Source organism: Listeria aquatica (genome assembly GCF_014223975.1).
GTDB classification, from domain to species: domain Bacteria; phylum Bacillota; class Bacilli; order Lactobacillales; family Listeriaceae; genus Listeria; species Listeria aquatica.
The window spans coordinates 204,250-225,162 of record NZ_JAARRM010000001.1 but is presented as its reverse complement, the minus strand read 5'-3'; the positions used below and the strand labels follow the sequence as shown (position 1 = coordinate 225,162).

21 protein-coding genes and 1 riboswitch are annotated in these 20,913 nt (G+C 36.4%); of the genes, 11 read left to right on the top strand and 10 right to left on the bottom strand.

The genetic code is table 11. The features are described 5' to 3' along the window. Positions 1 to 31: 31 nt before the first annotated feature. Both HB912_RS01120 and HB912_RS01115 read right to left on the bottom strand, forming a co-directional pair. Positions 32 to 1,519: a PH domain-containing protein gene (locus HB912_RS01120; RefSeq protein WP_185371841.1), complete on the bottom strand. Its 1,488-nt coding sequence runs from the start codon at positions 1,517 to 1,519 to the stop codon at positions 32 to 34. Beyond that, a complete protein-coding gene (locus HB912_RS01115) occupies positions 1,512 to 1,994 on the bottom strand; it encodes a PH domain-containing protein (RefSeq protein WP_185371840.1) in 483 nt (160 codons plus the stop codon). The genes HB912_RS01120 and HB912_RS01115 overlap by 8 nt, the downstream gene beginning before the upstream one ends. 102 nt (positions 1,995 to 2,096) lie before the next feature. Between HB912_RS01115 and HB912_RS01110 the strand changes: the two genes are divergently transcribed. Further along, positions 2,097 to 2,591, top strand: coding sequence for a hypothetical protein (locus HB912_RS01110; RefSeq protein WP_185371839.1), 495 nt, complete (start codon positions 2,097 to 2,099; stop codon positions 2,589 to 2,591). Between the two features lie 22 nt (positions 2,592 to 2,613). Here the strand turns inward: HB912_RS01110 and HB912_RS01105 are convergent, their stop codons facing one another. Next, positions 2,614 to 3,093, bottom strand: a complete 480-nt coding sequence (locus tag HB912_RS01105) for a QueT transporter family protein (protein ID WP_185371838.1) — start codon at positions 3,091 to 3,093, stop codon at positions 2,614 to 2,616. Between the two features lie 7 nt (positions 3,094 to 3,100). Next, a riboswitch (PreQ1 riboswitch) is annotated at positions 3,101 to 3,145 on the bottom strand. Between the two features lie 171 nt (positions 3,146 to 3,316). Here HB912_RS01105 and HB912_RS01100 point away from each other — a divergent pair. After that, positions 3,317 to 3,805 carry an RrF2 family transcriptional regulator gene (locus HB912_RS01100; RefSeq protein WP_185371837.1) on the top strand — a complete coding sequence of 163 codons (489 nt, stop codon included), beginning with the start codon at positions 3,317 to 3,319 and terminating at the stop codon, positions 3,803 to 3,805. A gap of 24 nt (positions 3,806 to 3,829) precedes the next feature. Next, on the top strand, positions 3,830 to 6,418 hold the full coding sequence (locus HB912_RS01095) for a YhgE/Pip domain-containing protein (RefSeq protein ID WP_244964425.1): 2,589 nt from the start codon (positions 3,830 to 3,832) through the stop codon (positions 6,416 to 6,418). A gap of 37 nt (positions 6,419 to 6,455) precedes the next feature. Here the strand turns inward: HB912_RS01095 and HB912_RS01090 are convergent, their stop codons facing one another. Further along, complete coding sequence (locus tag HB912_RS01090) at positions 6,456 to 7,082, bottom strand: recombinase family protein (RefSeq protein ID WP_185371835.1); 627 nt, start codon at positions 7,080 to 7,082, stop codon at positions 6,456 to 6,458. Positions 7,083 to 7,293: 211 nt separating this feature from the next. On the opposite strand from HB912_RS01090, the gene HB912_RS01085 reads away from it, so the two are divergent. The 7 genes from HB912_RS01085 to HB912_RS01055 all read left to right on the top strand — a co-directional run bounded on the left by HB912_RS01085 (position 7,294) and on the right by HB912_RS01055 (position 14,037). After that, on the top strand, positions 7,294 to 7,959 hold the full coding sequence (locus HB912_RS01085) for a hypothetical protein (protein ID WP_185371834.1): 666 nt from the start codon (positions 7,294 to 7,296) through the stop codon (positions 7,957 to 7,959). A 291-nt stretch (positions 7,960 to 8,250) separates the two neighbouring features. Then, on the top strand, positions 8,251 to 10,215 hold the full coding sequence (locus HB912_RS01080; protein WP_185371833.1) for a lectin-like domain-containing protein: 1,965 nt from the start codon (positions 8,251 to 8,253) through the stop codon (positions 10,213 to 10,215). 14 nt (positions 10,216 to 10,229) lie between these two features. Further along, positions 10,230 to 10,586: an LPXTG cell wall anchor domain-containing protein gene (locus tag HB912_RS01075; protein WP_185371832.1), complete on the top strand. Its 357-nt coding sequence runs from the start codon at positions 10,230 to 10,232 to the stop codon at positions 10,584 to 10,586. Then, positions 10,583 to 11,239 carry a WxL domain-containing protein gene (locus tag HB912_RS01070; protein WP_036072586.1) on the top strand — a complete coding sequence of 219 codons (657 nt, stop codon included), beginning with the start codon at positions 10,583 to 10,585 and terminating at the stop codon, positions 11,237 to 11,239. The genes HB912_RS01075 and HB912_RS01070 overlap by 4 nt, the downstream gene beginning before the upstream one ends. A 22-nt stretch (positions 11,240 to 11,261) precedes the next feature. Then, positions 11,262 to 11,966: a WxL domain-containing protein gene (locus tag HB912_RS01065; RefSeq protein ID WP_185371831.1), complete on the top strand. Its 705-nt coding sequence runs from the start codon at positions 11,262 to 11,264 to the stop codon at positions 11,964 to 11,966. A 55-nt stretch (positions 11,967 to 12,021) separates the two neighbouring features. Then, positions 12,022 to 13,035: a WxLIP family cell surface protein gene (locus tag HB912_RS01060; protein ID WP_185371830.1), complete on the top strand. Its 1,014-nt coding sequence runs from the start codon at positions 12,022 to 12,024 to the stop codon at positions 13,033 to 13,035. A gap of 273 nt (positions 13,036 to 13,308) precedes the next feature. Continuing rightward, on the top strand, positions 13,309 to 14,037 hold the full coding sequence (locus tag HB912_RS01055) for a DUF981 family protein (RefSeq protein ID WP_185371829.1): 729 nt from the start codon (positions 13,309 to 13,311) through the stop codon (positions 14,035 to 14,037). A 647-nt stretch (positions 14,038 to 14,684) separates the two neighbouring features. Here HB912_RS01055 and HB912_RS01050 read toward each other — a convergent pair. The 5 genes from HB912_RS01050 to HB912_RS01030 all read right to left on the bottom strand — a co-directional run bounded on the left by HB912_RS01050 (position 14,685) and on the right by HB912_RS01030 (position 17,797). Beyond that, positions 14,685 to 15,941, bottom strand: coding sequence for an MFS transporter (locus HB912_RS01050; RefSeq protein ID WP_185371828.1), 1,257 nt, complete (start codon positions 15,939 to 15,941; stop codon positions 14,685 to 14,687). Positions 15,942 to 15,959: 18 nt separating this feature from the next. Next, on the bottom strand, positions 15,960 to 16,292 hold the full coding sequence (locus tag HB912_RS01045) for a hypothetical protein (protein ID WP_185371827.1): 333 nt from the start codon (positions 16,290 to 16,292) through the stop codon (positions 15,960 to 15,962). Positions 16,293 to 16,437: 145 nt separating this feature from the next. Beyond that, complete coding sequence (locus HB912_RS01040; protein WP_185371826.1) at positions 16,438 to 16,746, bottom strand: pepsin/retropepsin-like aspartic protease family protein; 309 nt, start codon at positions 16,744 to 16,746, stop codon at positions 16,438 to 16,440. A gap of 191 nt (positions 16,747 to 16,937) precedes the next feature. Next, complete coding sequence (locus tag HB912_RS01035) at positions 16,938 to 17,204, bottom strand: hypothetical protein (protein WP_185371825.1); 267 nt, start codon at positions 17,202 to 17,204, stop codon at positions 16,938 to 16,940. Beyond that, positions 17,186 to 17,797 (bottom strand): hypothetical protein, encoded by a 612-nt coding sequence (locus HB912_RS01030; protein ID WP_185371824.1) that lies wholly within the window; start codon positions 17,795 to 17,797, stop codon positions 17,186 to 17,188. Before HB912_RS01030 ends, HB912_RS01035 begins: the two co-directional genes overlap by 19 nt. A gap of 524 nt (positions 17,798 to 18,321) precedes the next feature. Here HB912_RS01030 and HB912_RS01025 point away from each other — a divergent pair. Beyond that, positions 18,322 to 18,966 carry a methyltransferase family protein gene (locus HB912_RS01025; RefSeq protein WP_185371823.1) on the top strand — a complete coding sequence of 215 codons (645 nt, stop codon included), beginning with the start codon at positions 18,322 to 18,324 and terminating at the stop codon, positions 18,964 to 18,966. A gap of 87 nt (positions 18,967 to 19,053) precedes the next feature. On the opposite strand, the gene cshA is transcribed toward HB912_RS01025, so the two are convergent. Beyond that, positions 19,054 to 20,550, bottom strand: coding sequence for a degradosome RNA helicase CshA (gene cshA / locus HB912_RS01020; protein WP_185371822.1), 1,497 nt, complete (start codon positions 20,548 to 20,550; stop codon positions 19,054 to 19,056). Between the last annotated feature and the right edge of the window lie 363 nt (positions 20,551 to 20,913).

Genomic DNA, 20,913 nt, shown 5'->3' with positions numbered 1-20,913 from the left:
GCACTTCAAAAAATGGGAAGTGCAGTTTTCCTTAAACATTGGGATGATACCACTTATAAAGTCTTTCCGTTTGTTCCCCAGCAAGATAACGCAAAAATGGTGTAGTTTCAGAGTTACCCGATTTCAACGCGATACTTAGATGATTTGTTTTTGTACGTTCCATCCAGATGCTCCTCGAAACTTTCATGGACTGGATTCGTTCTTTTCTAACTAGGTGGGTTGTTTTTGAAAGAAACGGTCTTGCGCGAAGTAACAGAGTCCCTTCGCTCAGACTGAATCCTGTCGCGCGAAAACTCGCAATTGCTTTTAATCCTGCAAAAAGAGGAAGAAGTAATGCGATAAGCCCGTAAGGATAGAAAAGCACACTCAAAATGAGAAAAGGAATAATAGACCAAATAAGATAAATCATAAAAAAACGTGCCTGATTTTGCTTAGGTAGCTTCTCAATTTTAGCTTCTTCAAAGTGATAAGCTGGGAGCATCTCTTTGATCGTCTCAAGCGCTAATTGTTTTTTCATGATCGGAATGAGCAAAATATTTCCCGATTGATTCTGTTCGTCTGCCCCTCCAGCCGTGATGATTTTCACGCTCACTAGGCGAAGTATCTGCCGCAGTGGAGATTCGACAATTACAACCCCTTGAATACGCTCATATTTAATCGTTGTTGTATCTCGTTCAAATAGACCTTTTTCAACCACAAGATGATCTTCAAATTGGTGCAGTTTAAATTGGAAAAATTTAAACAATGTCAAAATGATTGAAAAAATCCATAAAATGATTAAAAGTAAAATGGCTATAACTACAAACAATAAAATCCCTAATCGAATGGCTTGTTCAAACCCAGATGCGAGCCACTCTTCCGGGATCGCTTCCCAAAATTGCGATAGAAAAGCAATAATAAGGGCAAGGCTTCCGAACACTCCACTTGAAGTAACAGCCATGAGCAGTAGTTCTTTTGTTTTCAGTTCAACTGTTCGAGTGCTATCCTCAGATTCATTTTGAACAGCAAAAGGTTTTTTTATTACTTGATCTGGATTTTCCCCTTGTTCTACTGCTTTTTCCGCTTTTTTGCCATCTCTTAAATCCTTAAGTTCTTGTGCCACACTCTTTGGCACAGCACTTAAATCCGCCTCTGCTTTCCCACTTGTTCCTGCCGTTTCTACAAGAATTTGAACGACACTAAAGGGAATGAAAAAGAACCACTGTTTTTGCTGAACGGTTTGAATTCTTTCATATGGAATAAAAATATTTTTCCGGAAAATCAAACCATATTTAATGCGTAAGCCCTTCTCTTCAAGCCTATACCGGTAAGTCCAATATTTGATCATGGCTGGAGCAAGCATCAAAAGAATCACTATTATAATCAAAATCGGGAAAAGCCAAGCCTGAAACCATTGATTACTTTTAATAGCTTGAAAAATGTAAAACAAGCCAATGGCAATCGGAATAATGCTTTTACGAAGATTATCGAACATCTCTTTCAAAAGTGCGATCGGATGCAATTTACGTTCGCTATACATCTTCTTTCGCCACCTTTACAAGACTAAGAATATACTCACGTAGCTCATCTGATTCCGAAGCATTGACCGCCTCGATTTCATTTGCTCCTGCCGCTGTTGTAATTGAAAGTGAAACAAGATTTTGCTGTCTAAGCAGCGGACCTTGTGAGGTTTCAATATGCTGAATTCGAATCATCGGAATTAAAACACGTTTCCGAAAAATGATGCCATGTTGAATTTCGATTTCATCATGTTTAATTTGGTAACTCCATCTCATCCACCTAAATGGGATAATAAACCCGTAAATAAAGATAAAATAAAGTAAAGTAACTGCGAATACAATAACACTAAACCACAGATTCACATCTGTTGCAGAAAATATTAGATAGCTTCCAATTGTTGCTAAAACAAGTAAAACCCCCACAAACCCGTATGAAATCTGCCAAACCCTTTTTATTTTTTTCGGCAGTTTCTTTTCTAAATTGGTAAGTTCCATAATACCCTCCCTCGTTTAATTTTTAAAAATAAGTCGTTATTCATTTTTTGTTCATAATTTCGTGCTATGCTAAGTATAACATTTTTCGAGAGGAGAAATAAGATGCGAAAAAAATGGATTTATTGGATGATTGTAACGCTTCTTTTCTCTATTGTGAGTTTTTCTGCTCCCACTGTAAAAGTAACGGCTGCCCCCGAAACGGAGGTTCTACAATCTAACCAAACCTCAGAAGACTTAACGGATTTATTTCTGACAGATGATTATTCGATTGGAGCGCCACTTGTTTCACTCGAGAACAACCAAGTGAAAATCCAGTTCACAACAAGAGAACCCTCTCGAATTACTTACACTACAACTCACGAAACGATTTCTACACAAAAAATGACAACTGAACATAAGCTTTTTTTTCGTGATTTTATAAATGGTGAAAATTTCTTAACACTTACTGAAATAGATTCGGAAGGCAAGAAAACGGAGCTTAGGCTTCTTATTACTTTATCAGGGCTATCTTCAAATAAATCTGAACACAAAACGGTGCAGGCTAGACTGAAGGTTCTTGCTTCACTTCGTGACATAAAAAGAGCTGGAACAGATTAATGTTCCAGCTCTTTTTAAATATTTAAAGCGAATCTAGCTTCATGCGCTTGTTTAGCACGTACATAATTGGAATACCGATTCCCATCACCGTTAGCTCCCCAAAAGATGCGAATAGCCAGCTTGCAAAAAATGGCAAATCAAATGCGAGGTAAAGCTCAAATGCGATGATAAACATCGTCAATGAGAAAACTAGCGTATTAGCAATCATCCGCGCAACTTGTCCTTTCAAATAATGCATCACAATAAACATGATGAGCATCGAAATAACAGACTGCGAAACACCAAAAACAAGGTCATACCAACCAAGTGGTGAAAACAGATTCGTTATAAAAACGCCGAGTATAATTCCCCAGAAAAATTTCTTATTAAACACAATCAAATGATTGAATAATTCTGGAATACGAAATTGCACAGCGCCAAAAACAAGTGGCTGAACTAAAAAGCCTAGAATGATGTACAGTGCTGCAACAATCGCATTCGTTGTAATCCATTTCATTTTCACTATTAATCTCTCCCTAGTTTTTTTACGTAGGATGGTTTCGAACTACGTTTTTTAAAATCACATTATTATAGCGCAGTTTTCTAAAAATGAAAACCCCTTCAAGAAAAAGTGAGCAATGTAGCTTGCTTTTTCAGTAGAAATGATTATAATTATCATAGACTATTGATATCCATAATAGATATATGGTATCTCTATAGCGTTTAATACAAGTGAGGTGAATTTGATGAAGTTAACCCGAAGCTTAGAACAAGCGGTTTGTATCATCACACTACTTTCCACTCAGGATAGCACGGTGCCCCTTGCATCAGATGTAATCAGCAAGCGCCTGCAAGTTTCTTCTTCTTACCTAAAAAAAATCATGCGAAAATTAGTGGTTAAAGATATTATTCGTTCCGTTTCTGGAAACAACGGTGGATTTTCTTTAGCCAAAAGTCCGAAAAAAATTTCGCTACTTGAAATTGTAGAAGCGATTGAAAGCGACCTCTCGAGTTATCCAGATACAGGACTGATCAAAACCGTATTTGGGGATATTCGTAAAAATGTGGCTTCTAAAGGTGAAAAGAAGGTAACGAAAACTTTTGAAGAAGCGGACGCTGCTTGGAAAGAAGTGCTAAAAAACCGTACTGTTGCAGATTTACTGCTTGAAACGCTTGGTCAAGAGGAGCTTCCGTTCAAAGACTGGAACGAAAGTCATCCTGAATTAAATTTTTAGATTGGTGTTGATTAGAAAGTGAATATGTTAAAAAACGAATGGATGCAGTTTGGAAAAAATAAAATCCTACTGATTTCTTCCATTGTTATTTTATTCATTCCGATCTTATATGGAGGATTCTTTTTAAAATCAATTTGGGATCCTTATGGTGAAACTGGAAATCTTCCCGTTGCTGTTGTCAATCACGATGAAAAAACAGAATACGGCGGGAAAACTCTGGATGTCGGAAATGAACTTGTAGATAACCTAAAGAAAAATAACGATCTTGGTTGGCATTTTGTTAGTCAAAAATCAGCAGAGCAAGGTATCAAAGATGGCAAATATTTTATGGTTGTCACGATTCCAAAAAATTTCTCAAAAAATGCCTCTACCCTGCTTGATAAAAATCCTCAAAAAATGAATTTATCTTACAAAATTAACCCTTCACAAAACTATGTTGGTGAAGTGGTTACTGAACAAGCTGCAAACCAGTTAAAATCACAGGTTGCAACGAAAATAACTAAAGAATATGCAAAAAGTGTTTTTGCTCAAATTAAAGAAGTAGGTAAAGGCATGACAACTGCTGCAAACGGAGCCAAAAAATTAGATGATGGCTCAACTAAGCTTGCAGCAGGTAATAAAGCCCTTACAAAAGGTTTAGATACACTTGCGAACAGCACATTAACTTTTAAAGATGGTACTTCTCAAATTCAAGTGGCAGTAAGTGAAGCTACTGCAGGTACTCAAAAATTAGCGGATGGTGCTAAATCACTTAGTGCAGGTGAAAATGAGTTCAGCACAAAACTTGGAGAATATACAAATGGTACTCAAAAGCTTGCAAATGGATCTGCTGAGCTTTACCCAGGTTCAAACAAAGTAACTGGTGGACTTGCAGATCTGAAAAATCAAGTACCTGCCCTTTCTTCCGGTGCTACACAACTAAACGGCGGAGTCGATCAATTAAATAAAGGAATCGCCGAACTTAAAAAAAAGGTGGATGCTGGACTAAAAGAAAGCAATACACCCGCACAAAAAGCAAAGTTGCAACAACTGAAAAGCGGATCAAATAATCTAGAATCAGCTGTTGCAGAGCTAAATAAAAACTTAAATACATCAAGTGATACAAGCAAGAACAAACTAACCACCGGATTGAATCAAGTTCAAGCTGGTATTTCAAAACTTCAAGCAAGCAATACAAGCTATGATGCAGCGATTGATGCTGGAATTGATAATGCAATGAAGCAAGCTGGAATCGACCTTTCTTCAGCAGAAGCCCAAAAAATCGTTGCCACTGCAAAGGCGGGAGCTAAAGGAGGAGCCAAGCAAGTAACAGATGGTCAAGCTAAGGCTTTCGCAGAGATTAATGCTGGGATCGATCAATTAAAGGTAAGTAGTAATCAAGTAGCTGACGCTATTTACAAACTTAACTCGCAGGTACCTACACTTGCGAGCGGAACAAATGAACTAGTAGGAAAAACAGAATCAACAATAGATGAATTTAGTCAAATTTCTGCGGCACTTGGGGCTTTGTCAAACGGAGGCTCCAAACTAGCTTCTGGAACGAATCAGCTTACATCTTCTATCCCTACTCTTTCAAATGGAGTCGATGCCCTTTATAGTGGTTCAAAACAAGTAACAGATGGTATTGGATCCTTGAATGGTGGTCTTCAGACACTCACAGATAACAACGCAGCACTTAATGCCGGTAGCACAACACTAGCCAAAGGTGCAAATGAGTTAACTGGCGGTCTAAATCAAATGAATAGTCAACTTCCACTGTTAAATAACGGGATTGGTCAACTAGGAAATGGTGCTTCAGAATTAAATAACGGTGCAATTAAACTTACAGCTGGGTCAACAAATCTTGGTAATGGAATTAAGCAAGTTGGCGATGGTTCTAGGGAACTTTCTGGAAAATTAAAAGATGGCGCCGAACAAGTAAATGATACAAAAGCAACTAATAAAACATTCAACATGTTTGCAACACCGGCCAAACTAACAGAACACAAAATGAGTGAAGTACCTAACTATGGTCACGGTCTTGCTCCTTACGTTCTTTCACTTGGCCTTTATGTTGGTGCCTTAGTCTTTAACTTTATTTTCCCAATTCGTCGTCCAGCAATTGATCCAACAAGTGGCCTCTCATGGTGGCTCAGTAAAGCCTCTATCGGCGCGTCAGCAGCTGTCCTTCAGGCTCTTATTCTTGATTCAATTATGCTGATGCTTGGTTTACATGTCGATCATATCGGTGCCTTTATATTAACATCTGTTTTAACTTCACTTGCCTTTATGTTCTTTGTCATGTTCCTTGCCATCACGCTTGGAAACCCAGGAAGATTTTTTGCTATGGTACTTCTTGTACTACAACTTGGAGGTGCTGGTGGAACGTTCCCACTACCACTCACGAATGGTTTCTTCAACGCAATTCATCCATTCTTACCAATGAGTTACTCTGTTTATAGTTTCCGTGATGCTATTTCATCCGGACTCGGAACTTCTTTATACGTGCACAGTTCCATAGTTCTACTTTCAATTTTCGTGGTCACAAACCTACTTCTCATGTGGGTACTGACGCTACGGCATAATAAACGGTTTAAACTTGAAAACCAAACATTAATCCCTGGCGGAGACTAAGTTAAAAGCCGGAAGGAAAATTTTCCTTCCGGCTTTTTTAATCGAATTGACAGGCATCCCCATCTTTTTCAAGTTGGTTTAATTCTTGTTTTATCCGATAGACAGTTGTCCGCGCAATTTGGTGCTGTCGCGCAATCTTTTGAATTGGTTCCCCTTCTTTTAGCATTTTGACAATATTATAATAAGCAGAACGCTTTTCTGGATCTTTTGCATCCGCCGCATATAAAGTAGGCTTGCCTTTATATACACCCTTTTCTTTTGCCGCTTGGATACCTTCTGCTTGCCTGCGTTTATGCTCAAGCTTCTCACGCTCTTTCATATCTTTTAATAGCTGAATAAGTAGTTCTTCTACAAATTGTGATACCTTGAAGTCTACTATAGGTCGGCTAAGTAGCGGAATACTTGTAACTAATAAACTAGCCTTTTTTTCTTTTAAAGTTTTAACAACCGTTATAAGTTCTTGATAATTTCTCCCAAGCTGATCCATAGTTTCTACCATAAGATGGTCACCAGCCGTGATTAGATTTAAAGCTTTCGTAAATTCTGTGCGTTCCCCGTGATACCGTTCAATAAAAACATGCTTTGCTCCCCGAGAAAAAAAATCATAAATCTGTCTTTTTTCTCTTCGAATTTTTTTGTCGAGTTCTGTGTATGCAATGATCATTCCTTCTTCCCCCCATAATGCCGGTTCATTTATTTTACACAAACTAGAATAGAAAATCCAACAAAAAACAAAGTGTTTACTTTACATGTATCCTAAACAGACAATTCTAACTTATTTGTGTATTTTTTGTGAACATTTATCTATTTTTTAGCACACAAGATAATAATCATGCTAAACTCCACAAGTAACACAAAACAAAGGAGGATTTTTAATGCTTAAGAAAAAAATTTTTATTGGCGCAATGGGATTAATGATCGGTTGTTCACTTATTTTTGCCCCAGCATCTGTTAGCGCCAAAAAGGCAGTAAATAAGGAAGAACCAGAATCAAGAACACTTATTGTTACCGCAAACGGAAACTTGACAGGTTCTATTGTTCCTTACTATGACAAGGAGGAAATCCCTGGTTTTGAAACAGGCTATATCGATCTACACTACCGGTCGTTCGACACTGGTTTTGTTGATGGTGACAATTCCTATTTAACAATTGAGTTACCACAAGAATTTGCCACTATTGCTAAACAACCTTCATTTAAAGAAAACATCAGTGGTCGTGTACAACGTAAAGGACTTTTAGGAGATCGTTGGTTCACTTATTCAGAAAAAGATATTACTATTAACGGGACTAGAATCGCTTTTAAAACACCAAAAGAATTTTGGCTAGTTCACGGCGAAGTAAACGCAGATATCTCCATTAATTATGGAAATGTACAAAAACTTTATCCAATGCGTCTAATCCAAGGGAACTCACAAGGTTATGTATTCCACTCAGCACTTAGACGCTCAATGGCTCCATGGGATCCAATTCAAGAACCACTTCTTGGTTCAAATAGTGATACAATGGCTACAAATTATACAAGCGCTTATTGGGACTTCTAGTTCCATAAGAAAAAAACTGACAAGTGCCGCGATGGCACTTGTCAGTTTTTATATTCACTAAAATTTCTCTATCGACCCCATTTCTCTACTTCTTTTATGAACATCCTCATTCATTATCTATTGTTTGTATAGCTACAGACAAAAAAACTTTTATTATAACTTATTTTTTGTCTATCACATAAAAAAAAAACCGATATAATTTATTTTGCAACAAGGAATTGATAACAACATTCGAACCAATCATCTGTAGAACTCTTTACAAATTGATAAATTTTTGAAAGGAGGGGGAAAATGAAAAAATTAGTTTTTGGGTTTCTTATTGTTACTGCACTATTTATCAGTGCTCCTAAAGTTAGCTTCGCGAATGAAGCCAATAACCCACCAACTGGAATTAAAACAGAAGGAATTTTCCAAGTTCCAGCCGGTGCAAACAGTTCTGTTATAAGCGGTGATGATCTTGACATTGTTGAAGTAACAAATGATACAAAGAAACAAGCAGGCGCCATCTGGAATACAGATAACAATATGATGGATCTAACAAAAGATTTTTCTTCATCCATGTATATGTACTTCGGCGATAAAGAAAGTAAAGCAGCAGATGGTATGGCTTTTGTGTTACATGCCGATCCAAACAAAAACAATGCTTTTAGAACAGGCGAAGGTGAACGGCTTGGTGTTTGGGATTCAACCAAACGTGGGGAATTCGGCCTTGCGATCATGAATTCTGTAGCAATTGAGTTTGATACACACTACAACAATGACTTTGATATGGATATTTCCAAAAAGAGAAATCATATTGCTTGGAATTTCCCTGGTAAACAATCTTCTTATTATGACCATAGCTCTCTTATCGGAAGTTCGTATAGGAAATTGATTCACAATGACTTACAATATCCAGAAAATCAATATCTTTCAGATGATAAATGGCATCACTTTCAAATGAACTGGAATGCAAGTGCATCCACACTAACTTATCAATTGGATTCACTTGCACCTGTTACTATTCCAATTAATGTGGCTGATGTTTTCGGAACGACGAGTGTATACTGGGGATTCACAGGATCAACAGGTGACAGTTATGCTCAAAATCGGATAGTCTTTGAAAATGTTCCGGGTCTTGTTGATGGTACTGTCTATGAAGAAGCCTTTACAAAAGAGGATCATCAAAATGTGACTGGAAAAAAAGTTTATGCAGGAGATACGCTAACACATGAAATTACAACTTCTTATAAAGACGGAAAAGTAAACTGGACTCATCCTGTTCTTACTAAAAACTTAGATGCTAATTTAAGCTATGTCCCGGGCACATTGAAGCTAATTACTCCAGATGGAAAAGAAAAAGCTTTGCCAGATGATTCATGGGATGATAACTCGCTTCAGATAACGCTAGATGATCTTGGCAAAGACAACAATTTCGAAAAAATCATTTTTGATGTACAAGCAAAACAAGTTAAGGAAGATTATGAAGTAACCCATACTGATGTTGTAACAGGGAGTAATTTTATTGCGCACAGTGATGAAATGAAATACACCATTTCAAGTAATTCACCGCCAAACCTCACATTAAAAGATGCTAATAACCAGGTTTCTTTAAAGGATGATGATGAACTCACTTTAAGTGGTTCTTGGCTTGATCGTGATAGTGATAGTATAAGTCTTTATTACCAAGTGGACAACGCTCCTGCTGTCAAATTTGCAGAAAATCTCGCTAACATTCCTGTAGGAAGTAAGCACGACTTTTCAACAAAACTAAAACTTGACACAGGCACACATGCGGTAAAAGTTTATGCAGTTGATAATGATCACGCAACATCTAATGTAGAAGAATTAACTGTTGCAGTTGATGGTACTTTAACCTTTTTAGACATTCCTAACTTCTCATTTGGTGATTTAGCAGTTCCAACAAGTAACACTACCCTATTTCCAGTTTCCTCTGGAAGTCTTAAATTTAGTGATACTCGAATTGCGGGAAGTGGTTGGAAACTTAGCGCAAAATTGAAGAAAGAAATGACAACTGTTGATGGCAAGCATACTATCCCAAATGGATTAGTTTATATTGGCTCAGATGGTTCAAGACAAACTCTTTCAGAAAATGAATCAGTTCTTATTGATTCAGGAACGAGTGGGGATACAAACGAGCATGTCGTTAATTGGAATACTAATCAGGGACTTGCACTTAATTTAAATCCTGGGTTATATAAAGGAAACTATGCTGGTGAAGTAGAGTGGACTTTAGAAGATACCCCTAATTCTTAGAAAGGAGATAGAGAATGAAAAAATCATTGTTCATAATTAGTCTTTGTGCTTTATTCTTTATTTCTCCTACTTCTGTGTTTGCTAACAATCCAGTAAGTCATGCAGAGAGTCACGCAGGAATCCATTTTATCAGTGGGGATGAGAAGAATGATTCTGCACAAAACGAAAAGAATAAAAATGCAACCTATCCTTCTAAATCAACAAATAAAACTATTGAAAATAAAAAAAGAAATTCAAGTAGAACAGCATCAATATCTCACCTGCCCCAAACAGGTGATACAGCCGAGTCTCCCCTCCCTTCTATCGGCATTATTCTGATTGGTATCTACTTTATCCAAAACAAAAAAAGAAAAGAGGAAAAAACACAATGAAAATGAAAAATTTAGTAATTGCAACAGTAATCACTGGGAGCGCTATCGTCGCAAGCCCCGCAGCACAAGTTTTCGCAGAAGAAACGAATACTGCTAATTCGCATGCTTTTGTTAGTTTAACAGCAGGTGATACAACTACTCCAGTTGATCCAATCGATCCAAGTGAACCAGGTGGTGGTACTGGAAACACGGGTAGCCTAACTATCGATAATGTCACACCATTTGAATTTGGAACGCACCAAATTTCGTCTACTTCAGAAACTTATACATCAACTGCAAAAAATCCAAATGTACAGGTGACTGACCGTCGTGGCGAAGGTCAAGGTTGGACACTTCAAGTGGCACTTAGTGAATTTAAAGATCAAACGGATGCTTCAAAAGTATTAAAGGGAGCAGAACTTACAATTCCAAAAGGAGAACTAAAAACAACGGCTGGGAATGTTTCAGATGCACCAAATAATTTTGCTTCTACACTTGCTGCCGATGGAAGCGGTAGTGCTATCATTATGCAAGCCAATGAAAAAACAGGGATGGGCACTTGGGAAGATTTGTTTAACAATCAAGAAATCAAGCTAACTGTTCCTGCTGGAAACTACTCAGGTGACTATTCATCAACATTAAATTGGAGCTTGGTGGATGCGCCAAATGCTTAATCAAAATAAGGGAGAGAATAAAATGAATAAAAAAATAGTAACAATTACTGCTGGACTAGGACTTCTAATTTCATTCGGAATAACACCTGCTGCTTATGCAGCATCTGTAAGTGATGCTACATCAAAAAATCATATTGCGTTTGAAGCAGATGAAAGCACTACAACACCAATTGATCCAACTGATCCTGACAATCCAAATCCGCCAAACCCAGTGGATCCAACTGATCCAGAAAATCCGGGAACAGGAAATAGTGGTCCACTCTCAATTGACTATGTATCGAATATAGAATTTGGAACACAAACAATTTCTTCAAATACAATGACTTATTATGCACAAAATGAAAATCCTTTTGTTCAAGTTACAGATAATCGTGGTACTGGAGCTGGATGGACATTAACTGCTAAAGCTTCGGAGTTTAAATCGACCGACGGTAACAAAGTATTAAAAGGCGCTGAGCTAAGCTTTAAAAATGGACAAGCTGAAACACAAAGTGCTAACATCTCTGAAGCACCAGACACAAAAGATGTCACGTTTAATAATGCTGACGCTCAAATCATGATGAATGCCAAAAAAGATACTGGTCGCGGGACATGGGTAGACGTTTTTTCAGGAACTGCTGAAAAAAATGAAAATGTAACGCTAAAAGTACTGCCAGGAACTGCTGATGCTGATGTTGATTATACAGCAACAATCAATTGGGAATTAACAGACGCACCCATTTCCTAAATATCATTTCATGAAAAAACAACCAAACTATTGTTCTTTTTGAAAGGAGAAACAAATGAAAAAATTATTTTTGATGTTAATGGGGATTTTAGTAACTCTCACTTTCTTGCCAAACACAGGTCTTGCTGCAGATATGAATTATAGTGTACGAGCAATTATTCCAGATAATCAAATTGATAAAACAAAGACATATTTTGATCTACGAATGAAACCAGGACAAAAGCAAAAATTGACACTTCACTTTGAAAATAATGCTGATGAAAAAGTTCAAATAGAAGTCTCTCCGAATACAGCGACCACTAATCGCAATGGTGTAATTGATTATAGCTCGTCTAAGAAAAAAACTGACTCAAGCTTAAAGCACGATTTTAGTAAACTTGTTACAGGAGAAAAAATCGTCACACTAAACGCAAAAGAGAAAAAAGATGTCGATTATGAAGTAACCATGCCAGAAAAAGATTTGGATGGTATCCTATTAGGTGGTTTTTATATCCACAAAAAACAAGCTGATACAGATACAGATAAAGATTCTTCTGTTCAAATAAAAAATGATTATTCTTATGTTATCGGTGTTCGACTTTCTGAAAATGACAAACCTGTTTCTCCAAAACTTAAATTGAATCAAATAGAAGCTGGTCTTGAAAATTATCATACTGTCGTAAATGCCAATTTACAAAACACGACACCCGTCATTATCTCAAACATGAAGATTAACGCTAAAGTCACAAAAGCTCAGGATACAAAAATCCTCCACCAAGTGACAAAAGAAAATCAATCTATGGCACCAAACTCTAACTATGATTTCTCCATTCCTTGGAATGATGAAGAATTAAAAGCTGGAAAATATCATCTTAGTATGACAGCAAAAGATCAATCAGGTCATAAGTGGAAATTCGAGAAAGACTTCGAAATTGGTGATAGCGCAAAATCAATTAATAAAGAAGCGGTTGGCCTAGAACATTCAAATATTTGGCTTATTCTTGGCCTATCTGGGGCTGGTCTATTGATTTTGCTTCTAGCTATTCTATTTTTTGTACGCCGCAAACGCAAGAACAAAGAACAAATCTAAAAAACTTATATCATCAAAATTCATTTGTTATAGAGGATAAAAATTAGTTCCCTAATTTTTATCCTCTTCTTCTATTCATAAAAATATTAAGCACTTTTCTTATTCATAATTCCCCTTTATAATAAAACTCATTTCCTACTACTTCCCCATTTTTTCCTGATAGAGCTTATTTTCACTTGTGTATTTTTTCCCAAACAAAACACAAGAAAACCCTTCCAAACGGTGTTATAGTAATAAATGAATATTATTTCAATAAAAAAGGGGGAATGACAAATGGTTATTGATTGGTCGAACACAGCAGTTTACAATACCATTATGTCGGTTGCAACAGGGATTGCTTTATTACTTATCTTACAATTTGGGAGAAAACTTCAAAAAGAGGAAATCGGACAAATTGACAGTTGGGTTGTCGGATTTGCCATCCCTGGATTCATTTTAACTCTGACAGGTGCTCATATGTCACTTACATGGCCACTTTCCAAAATCGGATTTCCTTTTGATGATATCATTTTTGGTGAACCTGTCCTTGCATTTGGCATTTTGCTTCTTGCCGCTGCTTATTTACTTCATAGACGTAATCACGTTTATGTGCGGGACGAAAAGCTCGATGCAAGAAATGATAAATTAATTGCTAAACGTCTTCAAGAGGATTTACCCGGACTCTTAAAACCCCTTTCCTATTTTGGGGCTGCTATGGGGCTTGCACTTATTGCAATTGGCATCGCAGGCGTTACATTTCAACTGTTTGCCGCACCGAAAGAAGAACCTATTTCTGGTCTTCTAGCGGACTATCCTCTTGTTGAAGCAAGCTTCATCTCTCTGCTATACGCCATTACCGGACTTGGCGCTGTGCTTTTCCCACTAATCTTAAAGAAGAATCCTGCAGCAGGGCTAGTAAAAACCGTGAAGATACTTTGGCTTATCGCAGGTATCATCTTCATTGCCTTTGGTGTTATGAATTACTTTACACATATCGGTTTGATCATAAATACGATGAAATAATCCATTTTTTTAAACTGGAAGACATATATCCCTGTCGCAAGAAATATCCCTATCCTTTTTAAACGCTTAAAAAGAATAGGGATTTATTTGTTTAGGTACAAAAAAAAAGATCACCTATGTTAAATTAAAACATCTAAACCAAATTTTAAGGTTTGATCTTTTTGTATAAACAGTATAATCAAGAAGCCTTCCAAACAAGAACGAGGGATAACTAAGTATCATCTGCAGAAGATATTAAAGCTTATTTTATACGTCTACACACAGTCCACTTTTCAGGTCGCAAAATCAAAGCCCTATTGAAAGACAGTCTGCGCATAATATGACTTGCTCAGTATTAATCTTCCTATCGAACGATTAACCATTTTCGAGTCTATCCAGTGGTTAGCCTCTGTCTCTTATTTTCATTTAGAAGAGCTTGTTCGCACAAGGGATACTGATTGCTTGTTCGTAGGCATTGCTGAATGAATCATTTGTTAATAGTTGATAAACTGACTTGGTATTCAGACCTTCCAATCTGAGAGCGCCACGCTTTATTCCTTAAATTCAGGAGCATATCTTTTAATATCCTTTTTAGTGATCATTAAAAAAACTCCTTTTCTAGATAATAGCGAAACAAACTTGTCCATAGGAGCCGTATAAAACCACCATTATAAACCCGTCGATTTAAGGTCTACTTTGAAGATGAGTGGGTACAGTAAAGCGATAAGTATTACTCCTCCTCCTGCTACCATAAAAATAGAGGCGCTTCCGAAGATATCGAAAAATCCAGAAAAACATAAAATTCCAATTGGTGAAAGTAGCTGTGCGCCAGTGTTTAAGATGTTGAACACACGTCCTTGAAAGTGGCTTGGTACTTCTTTTGTTAACCAAATCGTCACGGGAACGTTGATTCTTGTGATGAGAAGTCCAGCTAGTAAATTAAAAAGAGCAATCCCGAGGATAAAATATACTTGTTCAAACGGAAAAACAAGGAAAACTCCTAAAAACAGGAAAAGTATGCCCATGTTGTTAATCATTGACCAAGAATGAAATAATGGAAATTGGATCGTTTTTGACATTGAAAGGAGGATGGCTGATAAAACCATGCCAAACGAAAAAATCGCTTCTGTTATTCCGTAAATGTTATTTGAAAAATGGAGTACCTCAATTTGGATATATGGCAACCCAACTGCAACAAGACCGAAAACAAAGTTTACTAGCATTGAAAAAAATAATGCAAAAACAAGCTTCCTACTCTTTTTAACAAAAACAAGACCTTGTTGGAACATTTTAAGAATCGATTGCGTTTTTTCTTCTGCCTCTTCTTCCATCGCTATTTCAACAAGCCGAAAGTCAAGACTTACAACAATAAGGATCGTGATAAGTTCGATTGCGCTTTCTAAAAGGACTAAATAAACAAGCGGTAAGATGTCGAGTAATAAGGCTCCAAAAATTGGAGCGATGATCGCTGTAAGTGAGGCAATCATTTGCTGGAAGGATTTTAATTTTTGAATATCTTCTTCAACTACAATATGGAGAACAGAAGATGTTAGTGAGGTTGTCAGAAACAGATCTGAGATGCGCAAACAAATTAAAAGTAAATAAGTATAAATTAACTGATTAAATCCTTGATAATAGATCGCGATAGCATAAAGAACCAAGCTTACGATGCTTAGTAGTTGTGCATAGATGACGATTTTTTTTCGGTCAAACCGGTCGACAATGCTTCCCGTAAAAGGAAGCAGAATAAGTGCGACGACGGGACCAATCACTTGAGAAACCCCAAAACTTAGCGCAGAACTGGTGTGACGTAAAATGAGTAATCCAATAATAAAGGTGAGTATCCCACTTCCTAAATTTCCTGTAATAGTACTTAAAATAACTTTATACATCTGTTTCTTCGACTGTTTAGCGATTTCTTCCATTCTGTTATCCTCCTGCTGTTATTTTATATATACTTCATGGTTTTTATTATTAAAAATTAATGTTTTGTTCTCAAAAGCATTCATTCCAAGAACAATATCTACAGGACTTTCCCATTCATTCAAATAAATTTCATTTATAAAAAAATTCTTTTTTTCTCCTTTGCTAAAAAACAAAAAATGCAACAAATATTTTAGTCGCTTTATCTTAAAGCCATTTATTCCAAAGGTTATAGTTCTTTTTTGTAATGTTTTCTTCTGATAACTCTCACCAAACAAATAAGAATAGTCTGATCCCGTATCAATGAGAAACAACCTTTCTCCATTATCTTGCTGAACTCTATAAATTGGCAATAAGTTTCCCTTACCTAATTAAATCCAAATCCATCTTTACAGTTAAAATTCTGTTCTTTTTTATAGATTTTAAAAGATTTCTCCTTTAGATTGATTTGAAAATTTATTCTTTTTAAAACATCCCAACCTATGATGCCATGAATCTTCAGTAATCTAAAAAGTAGAAGTTTTTTTGTTTTACAATAAATGAAGAATTTTCAATATCACATCCAGCTAAATTAATAATTGGAATCTGGTATTCATAATTTTCTAAAGAAGGATTGCCAACGCCCTTTACTTTTAGCAAGTAATCTAATTTCCTCTTATATAAATCCAGTCTAAAATCCCTCATCATGTAGGATCTTTCAGAGCCTGTGTCCACTAAGAACTTGTATTCACGCCCATCAATGACTCCAATTAATAGGATTAATCTATTTTTAATATATAACTTCTTATTATTTCTTTTCCAATTCATTTGATTATACCCCCTAGTCCAAATATTTGAAAAAATTTTTTTAGATTTATACTACAAACAAACATATAAAGGAGGCTGACAACATGGAAGATACTAACAAGACTTCTGAATCTGTTATCGAAACAGAATCTAATCCTCGTCTCACAATCTCTTGGTAGAAATAAGCAAAAACTTTGAAAAAGCTGATTTTATCAGCTTTTTCTTATTTTTTTAGCCTCGTTAAGATAAAACAAAACGTATCTAGACCAACCTGATTCTATATCTGCTCCAATTGCACTCAAAGAATCCTCTAAATATTTAACAGCCAAAGACGCTAATTCTTCTCTCAATTTTTTTGATTTGAAAACTTTTTTCCCTGTACCATATTTTTTAATAAAAAAACTTGTATATATATTGAATGCGTTTTCCTCGTAATCTTCTTCAAAATCATCTATATCATCTAATATTTGTCGCCCCACCGCAAAATAGTCATGTGACAGCAGTAGGCTACGAACAGTATCCTCTTTCCCATAGTTTGAAAACTCTGCGTATAAAAAATAGCTATTTTCATATACGAAAATTTCGAAAAGCAATATTCTTCAATTTCTTCTAAAGACATCTTTGTATCTTTTGTATATCTATATTTTTCTTCATAAAGACCGTACTTAGTTGCTAAATAACATTTGTTTATGTCATTTAGCCACTTACTATTTCCCATTAACTCTATTACATTTCTCTTACTATCGCAATGCATATCTAAAAGTGCTAACAAATCAAACGCTTCTAAAAACCTTTGCTTATCATATATCTTATCTAGTAAAAATAAACTAATGAAATGAAAATGTGAAATTTTAATCAAATTTTTCATATCTTCTTCGGAAATAAAGAGCATTTCTTTAAAAAGTAATGGATAAAATGAGTATATGCTAATTGATGTCAGTGGTCTTTTATCATCTAAAAACGGAAAATATTCTTTAATAAATTTTTGACCACAAACATTAATATAATCATCCCACTCTTTATATTCCGAAATATCTATACCTAGTATTTCTCGCAATTCATTTTCTTTCATGTCATTATTCCTCCTGATGATTTTTATTTCAAGAAAATTCACACATATTATATAATACATTTATTGCCTTGACAACATTAAACTTTTTCTAAATGGCATTTAACACTACATCATTGATCTTATTTTATCAGAACCTAATTTAGGGCATAAATCGTTATTCTAATAAAAAAATAGACTTCCAAAAATCAAAAAAATGATTTTTTAAAGAGCAGAACCACCTGTATCGGCAACGAAAAACCGATGTCGATACAGCGTTCGCCTATCTGAAGGCTCATTTGCGTTTTACTTCCTTATGCGTGCGTAGGTGAGAAATGAACTAGGCTTATTAATTTACGAAAATATGCCGCCATAGCCGGCTACATAAACTCAAAAAACGGGTGAGAAAATCTTTTTTGATTTCCACCCCCGTTTTCGTTTTCAAATTTAGGTTAATGCCCCATCCTTTTCTATTTTAATTTTCTCCCTTTTCCGTTGAAAATCCCCTTTTACTATGACAAACTGAAACATAAAGGGGGAAAAGAAATATGTACGGAATTAAACAAAAAACGCTTGGATCGAAGTGGTTTACATTAATCATGCAACTCATTTACTTAACGCTTGCAGTTTACTTAATCGTCAGATCAGACTTAGCTAGTTATTTAAGTTATACACTTTATTTATTTTTATTGATTACTTTTATTCGCCTTAATGCCATGAGTTTTATTTGGCTTCATAGAGGAGTTAGTTGGAAAGAAGCGATTGGAAATAGCACGGCATTTGCTATTTATTATATTGGTTTTCCATTATTTGCAATTTACAATCACAGTTCTTTCAACTTGAGCATGTATTTGATCGGCATCGCTCTTTTTTTGATTGGCAGTTTCGTTAATACCACTTCCGAACTATTACGAAAGCCTTTCAAGGATAATCCAGCTAATAAAGGAAAGCTTTATACCGGCGGATTTTTTAAATATGCTATCCACATTAATTATTTCGGAGACGTTCTTTGGGTGGCAGGGTTTGCTCTTGTGACTTTAAACTGGTGGGCCCTCACAATTCCCGTCTTTTTGCTTTTACTTTTTATGTTCTCTTATATTCCAAATGCAGACAACTATCTGCTTGATAAATACGGAAAACAATTCGAGGACTATCGAAAGAACACGAAAAAACTGATTCCCTTTATTTGGTAGCCTTTTTAAGTATGCTTCCCAAACAAAAAGCAGTAATTTGAGGAATTAATTCCTTAAATTACTGCTTTTTCATTTTACATACAACTTTTATTTGTTGTTGTTATTATTTGATTTCTTATAGTAATTGCCTTTTCCGCCGCCGCGACGATCACGCGAACCATTGCTTGAACCGCGTCGTCCCTTGCCGCTATTGTTACGATCGCGATAATTGCCTTTGCCACCGCCACGATAGTTCCCTTTTCCGCCGCCTTTTCCACCACGAGAAGGAAGTGGGCGCTCTTCTGTAATGTGAACTGGTGTTTGATCGGGCTCTTTTGCGAGCATCTTAAGCATCGCCGCCGCAATATCAGTCGCATCATAGTTTTCAAGCAATTCATTTGCGACTGCTTTATAGTCCGCTAGATTTTCTTCAGTAATAATTTCTGTGATTTTTTCTGTCGCAACACGAAGTTGACCAGCAAAAGCCTCATCCCAAGTTGGTGGCTTAAGAGGTTGCATTCTTTTCTTCGTAGTTTGCTCCACTGTGCGAAGGTAACCCATTTCACGCGGTTGTACGAATGTAATCGCCATACCTTCTTTTCCGGCACGACCTGTACGACCAATCCGGTGCACATAGCTTTCCGGGTCTTGCGGAATATCATAGTTATAAACGTGCGTCACACCCGAAATATCTAATCCACGAGCCGCAACATCCGTTGCAACAAGAACATCGATTTTTCCTTCTTTAAACTTGCGAAGTACACTCATTCGTTTCGCCTGTGTTAAGTCACCATGAATCCCTTCAGCTACATAACCGCGCATATCAAGTGCACGCGAAAGCTCATCGACACGGCGTTTCGTCCGTCCGAATACAATGGCAAGCTCAGGGGATTGCACATCAAGCAAACGGCTTAGTACATCAAATTTTTCTTTTTCATGTACCTTGATGAAAAATTGCTCAATCAAAAGAGCAGTCATTTCCTTCGCTTTAACACGAATAAGTTCTGGACTATGCATGAAGCGTTCTCCAATACGACGAATTGGATCCGGCATCGTTGCAGAAAATAGTAAAGTTTGGCGTTCATCTGGCACTTCTTTCAAAATGGATTCAATATCATCAATGAACCCCATGTTAAGCATTTCATCTGCTTCGTCGAGCACAAGTGTCTCAACATGGTCAAGCTTCAGCGTACGCCGATTAATATGGTCAAGAATACGACCAGGTGTTCCGACAACAATTTGCGGGTTTTTCTTTAACGAACGAATTTGACGGCTGATATCTGAACCGCCATAAACAGCAAGTACTCGTACATGCTTATCATAACTCAATTTGTATAGTTCTTCCGAAACTTGGATCGCAAGTTCACGTGTCGGTGCAATAATCAATCCTTGTACATTAGAATTCTTTTGATCGATTTTTTGAATCATTGGAAGACCAAACGCAGCCGTTTTTCCCGTTCCCGTTTGCGCTTGTCCGATTAAATCTTTTCCTTCAAGGCCAATCGGAATCGTCTTTTCTTGAATTGGCGTAGCCTCTTCAAACCCCATTCTCTCAACAGATTTTACAATTTTTTCGTCCAGACCAAACTCTGAAAACTTTGTCAATGTCATTTCTCCTTTACTTTCTTAAAGTTTTTGCAGGAGAGCTTTATCCTCATCATACGCTTATGATGAATCTTTATGATCTACATAAAAAATGAAAATGATTCAATCACTTTCATTCATCCGGTTACTAAACTATGATTTCTTTTTGAATTATTCACCACTTGGCAATTTCCAAAACGCTCCGAAATCTACAATTCGACGTATCAAATAAAAAAAGCCCTCTAACTCACTAGGCTATACATATAAAACCTAATAAACATCTAATAGACATCATAACATGAATCCATTTCCATTTCAATCTGAAAACCTAGTTTTTACGACGTTTTCGCGAATAAAAAAAAGAAAGCGAATTCAAATATACGG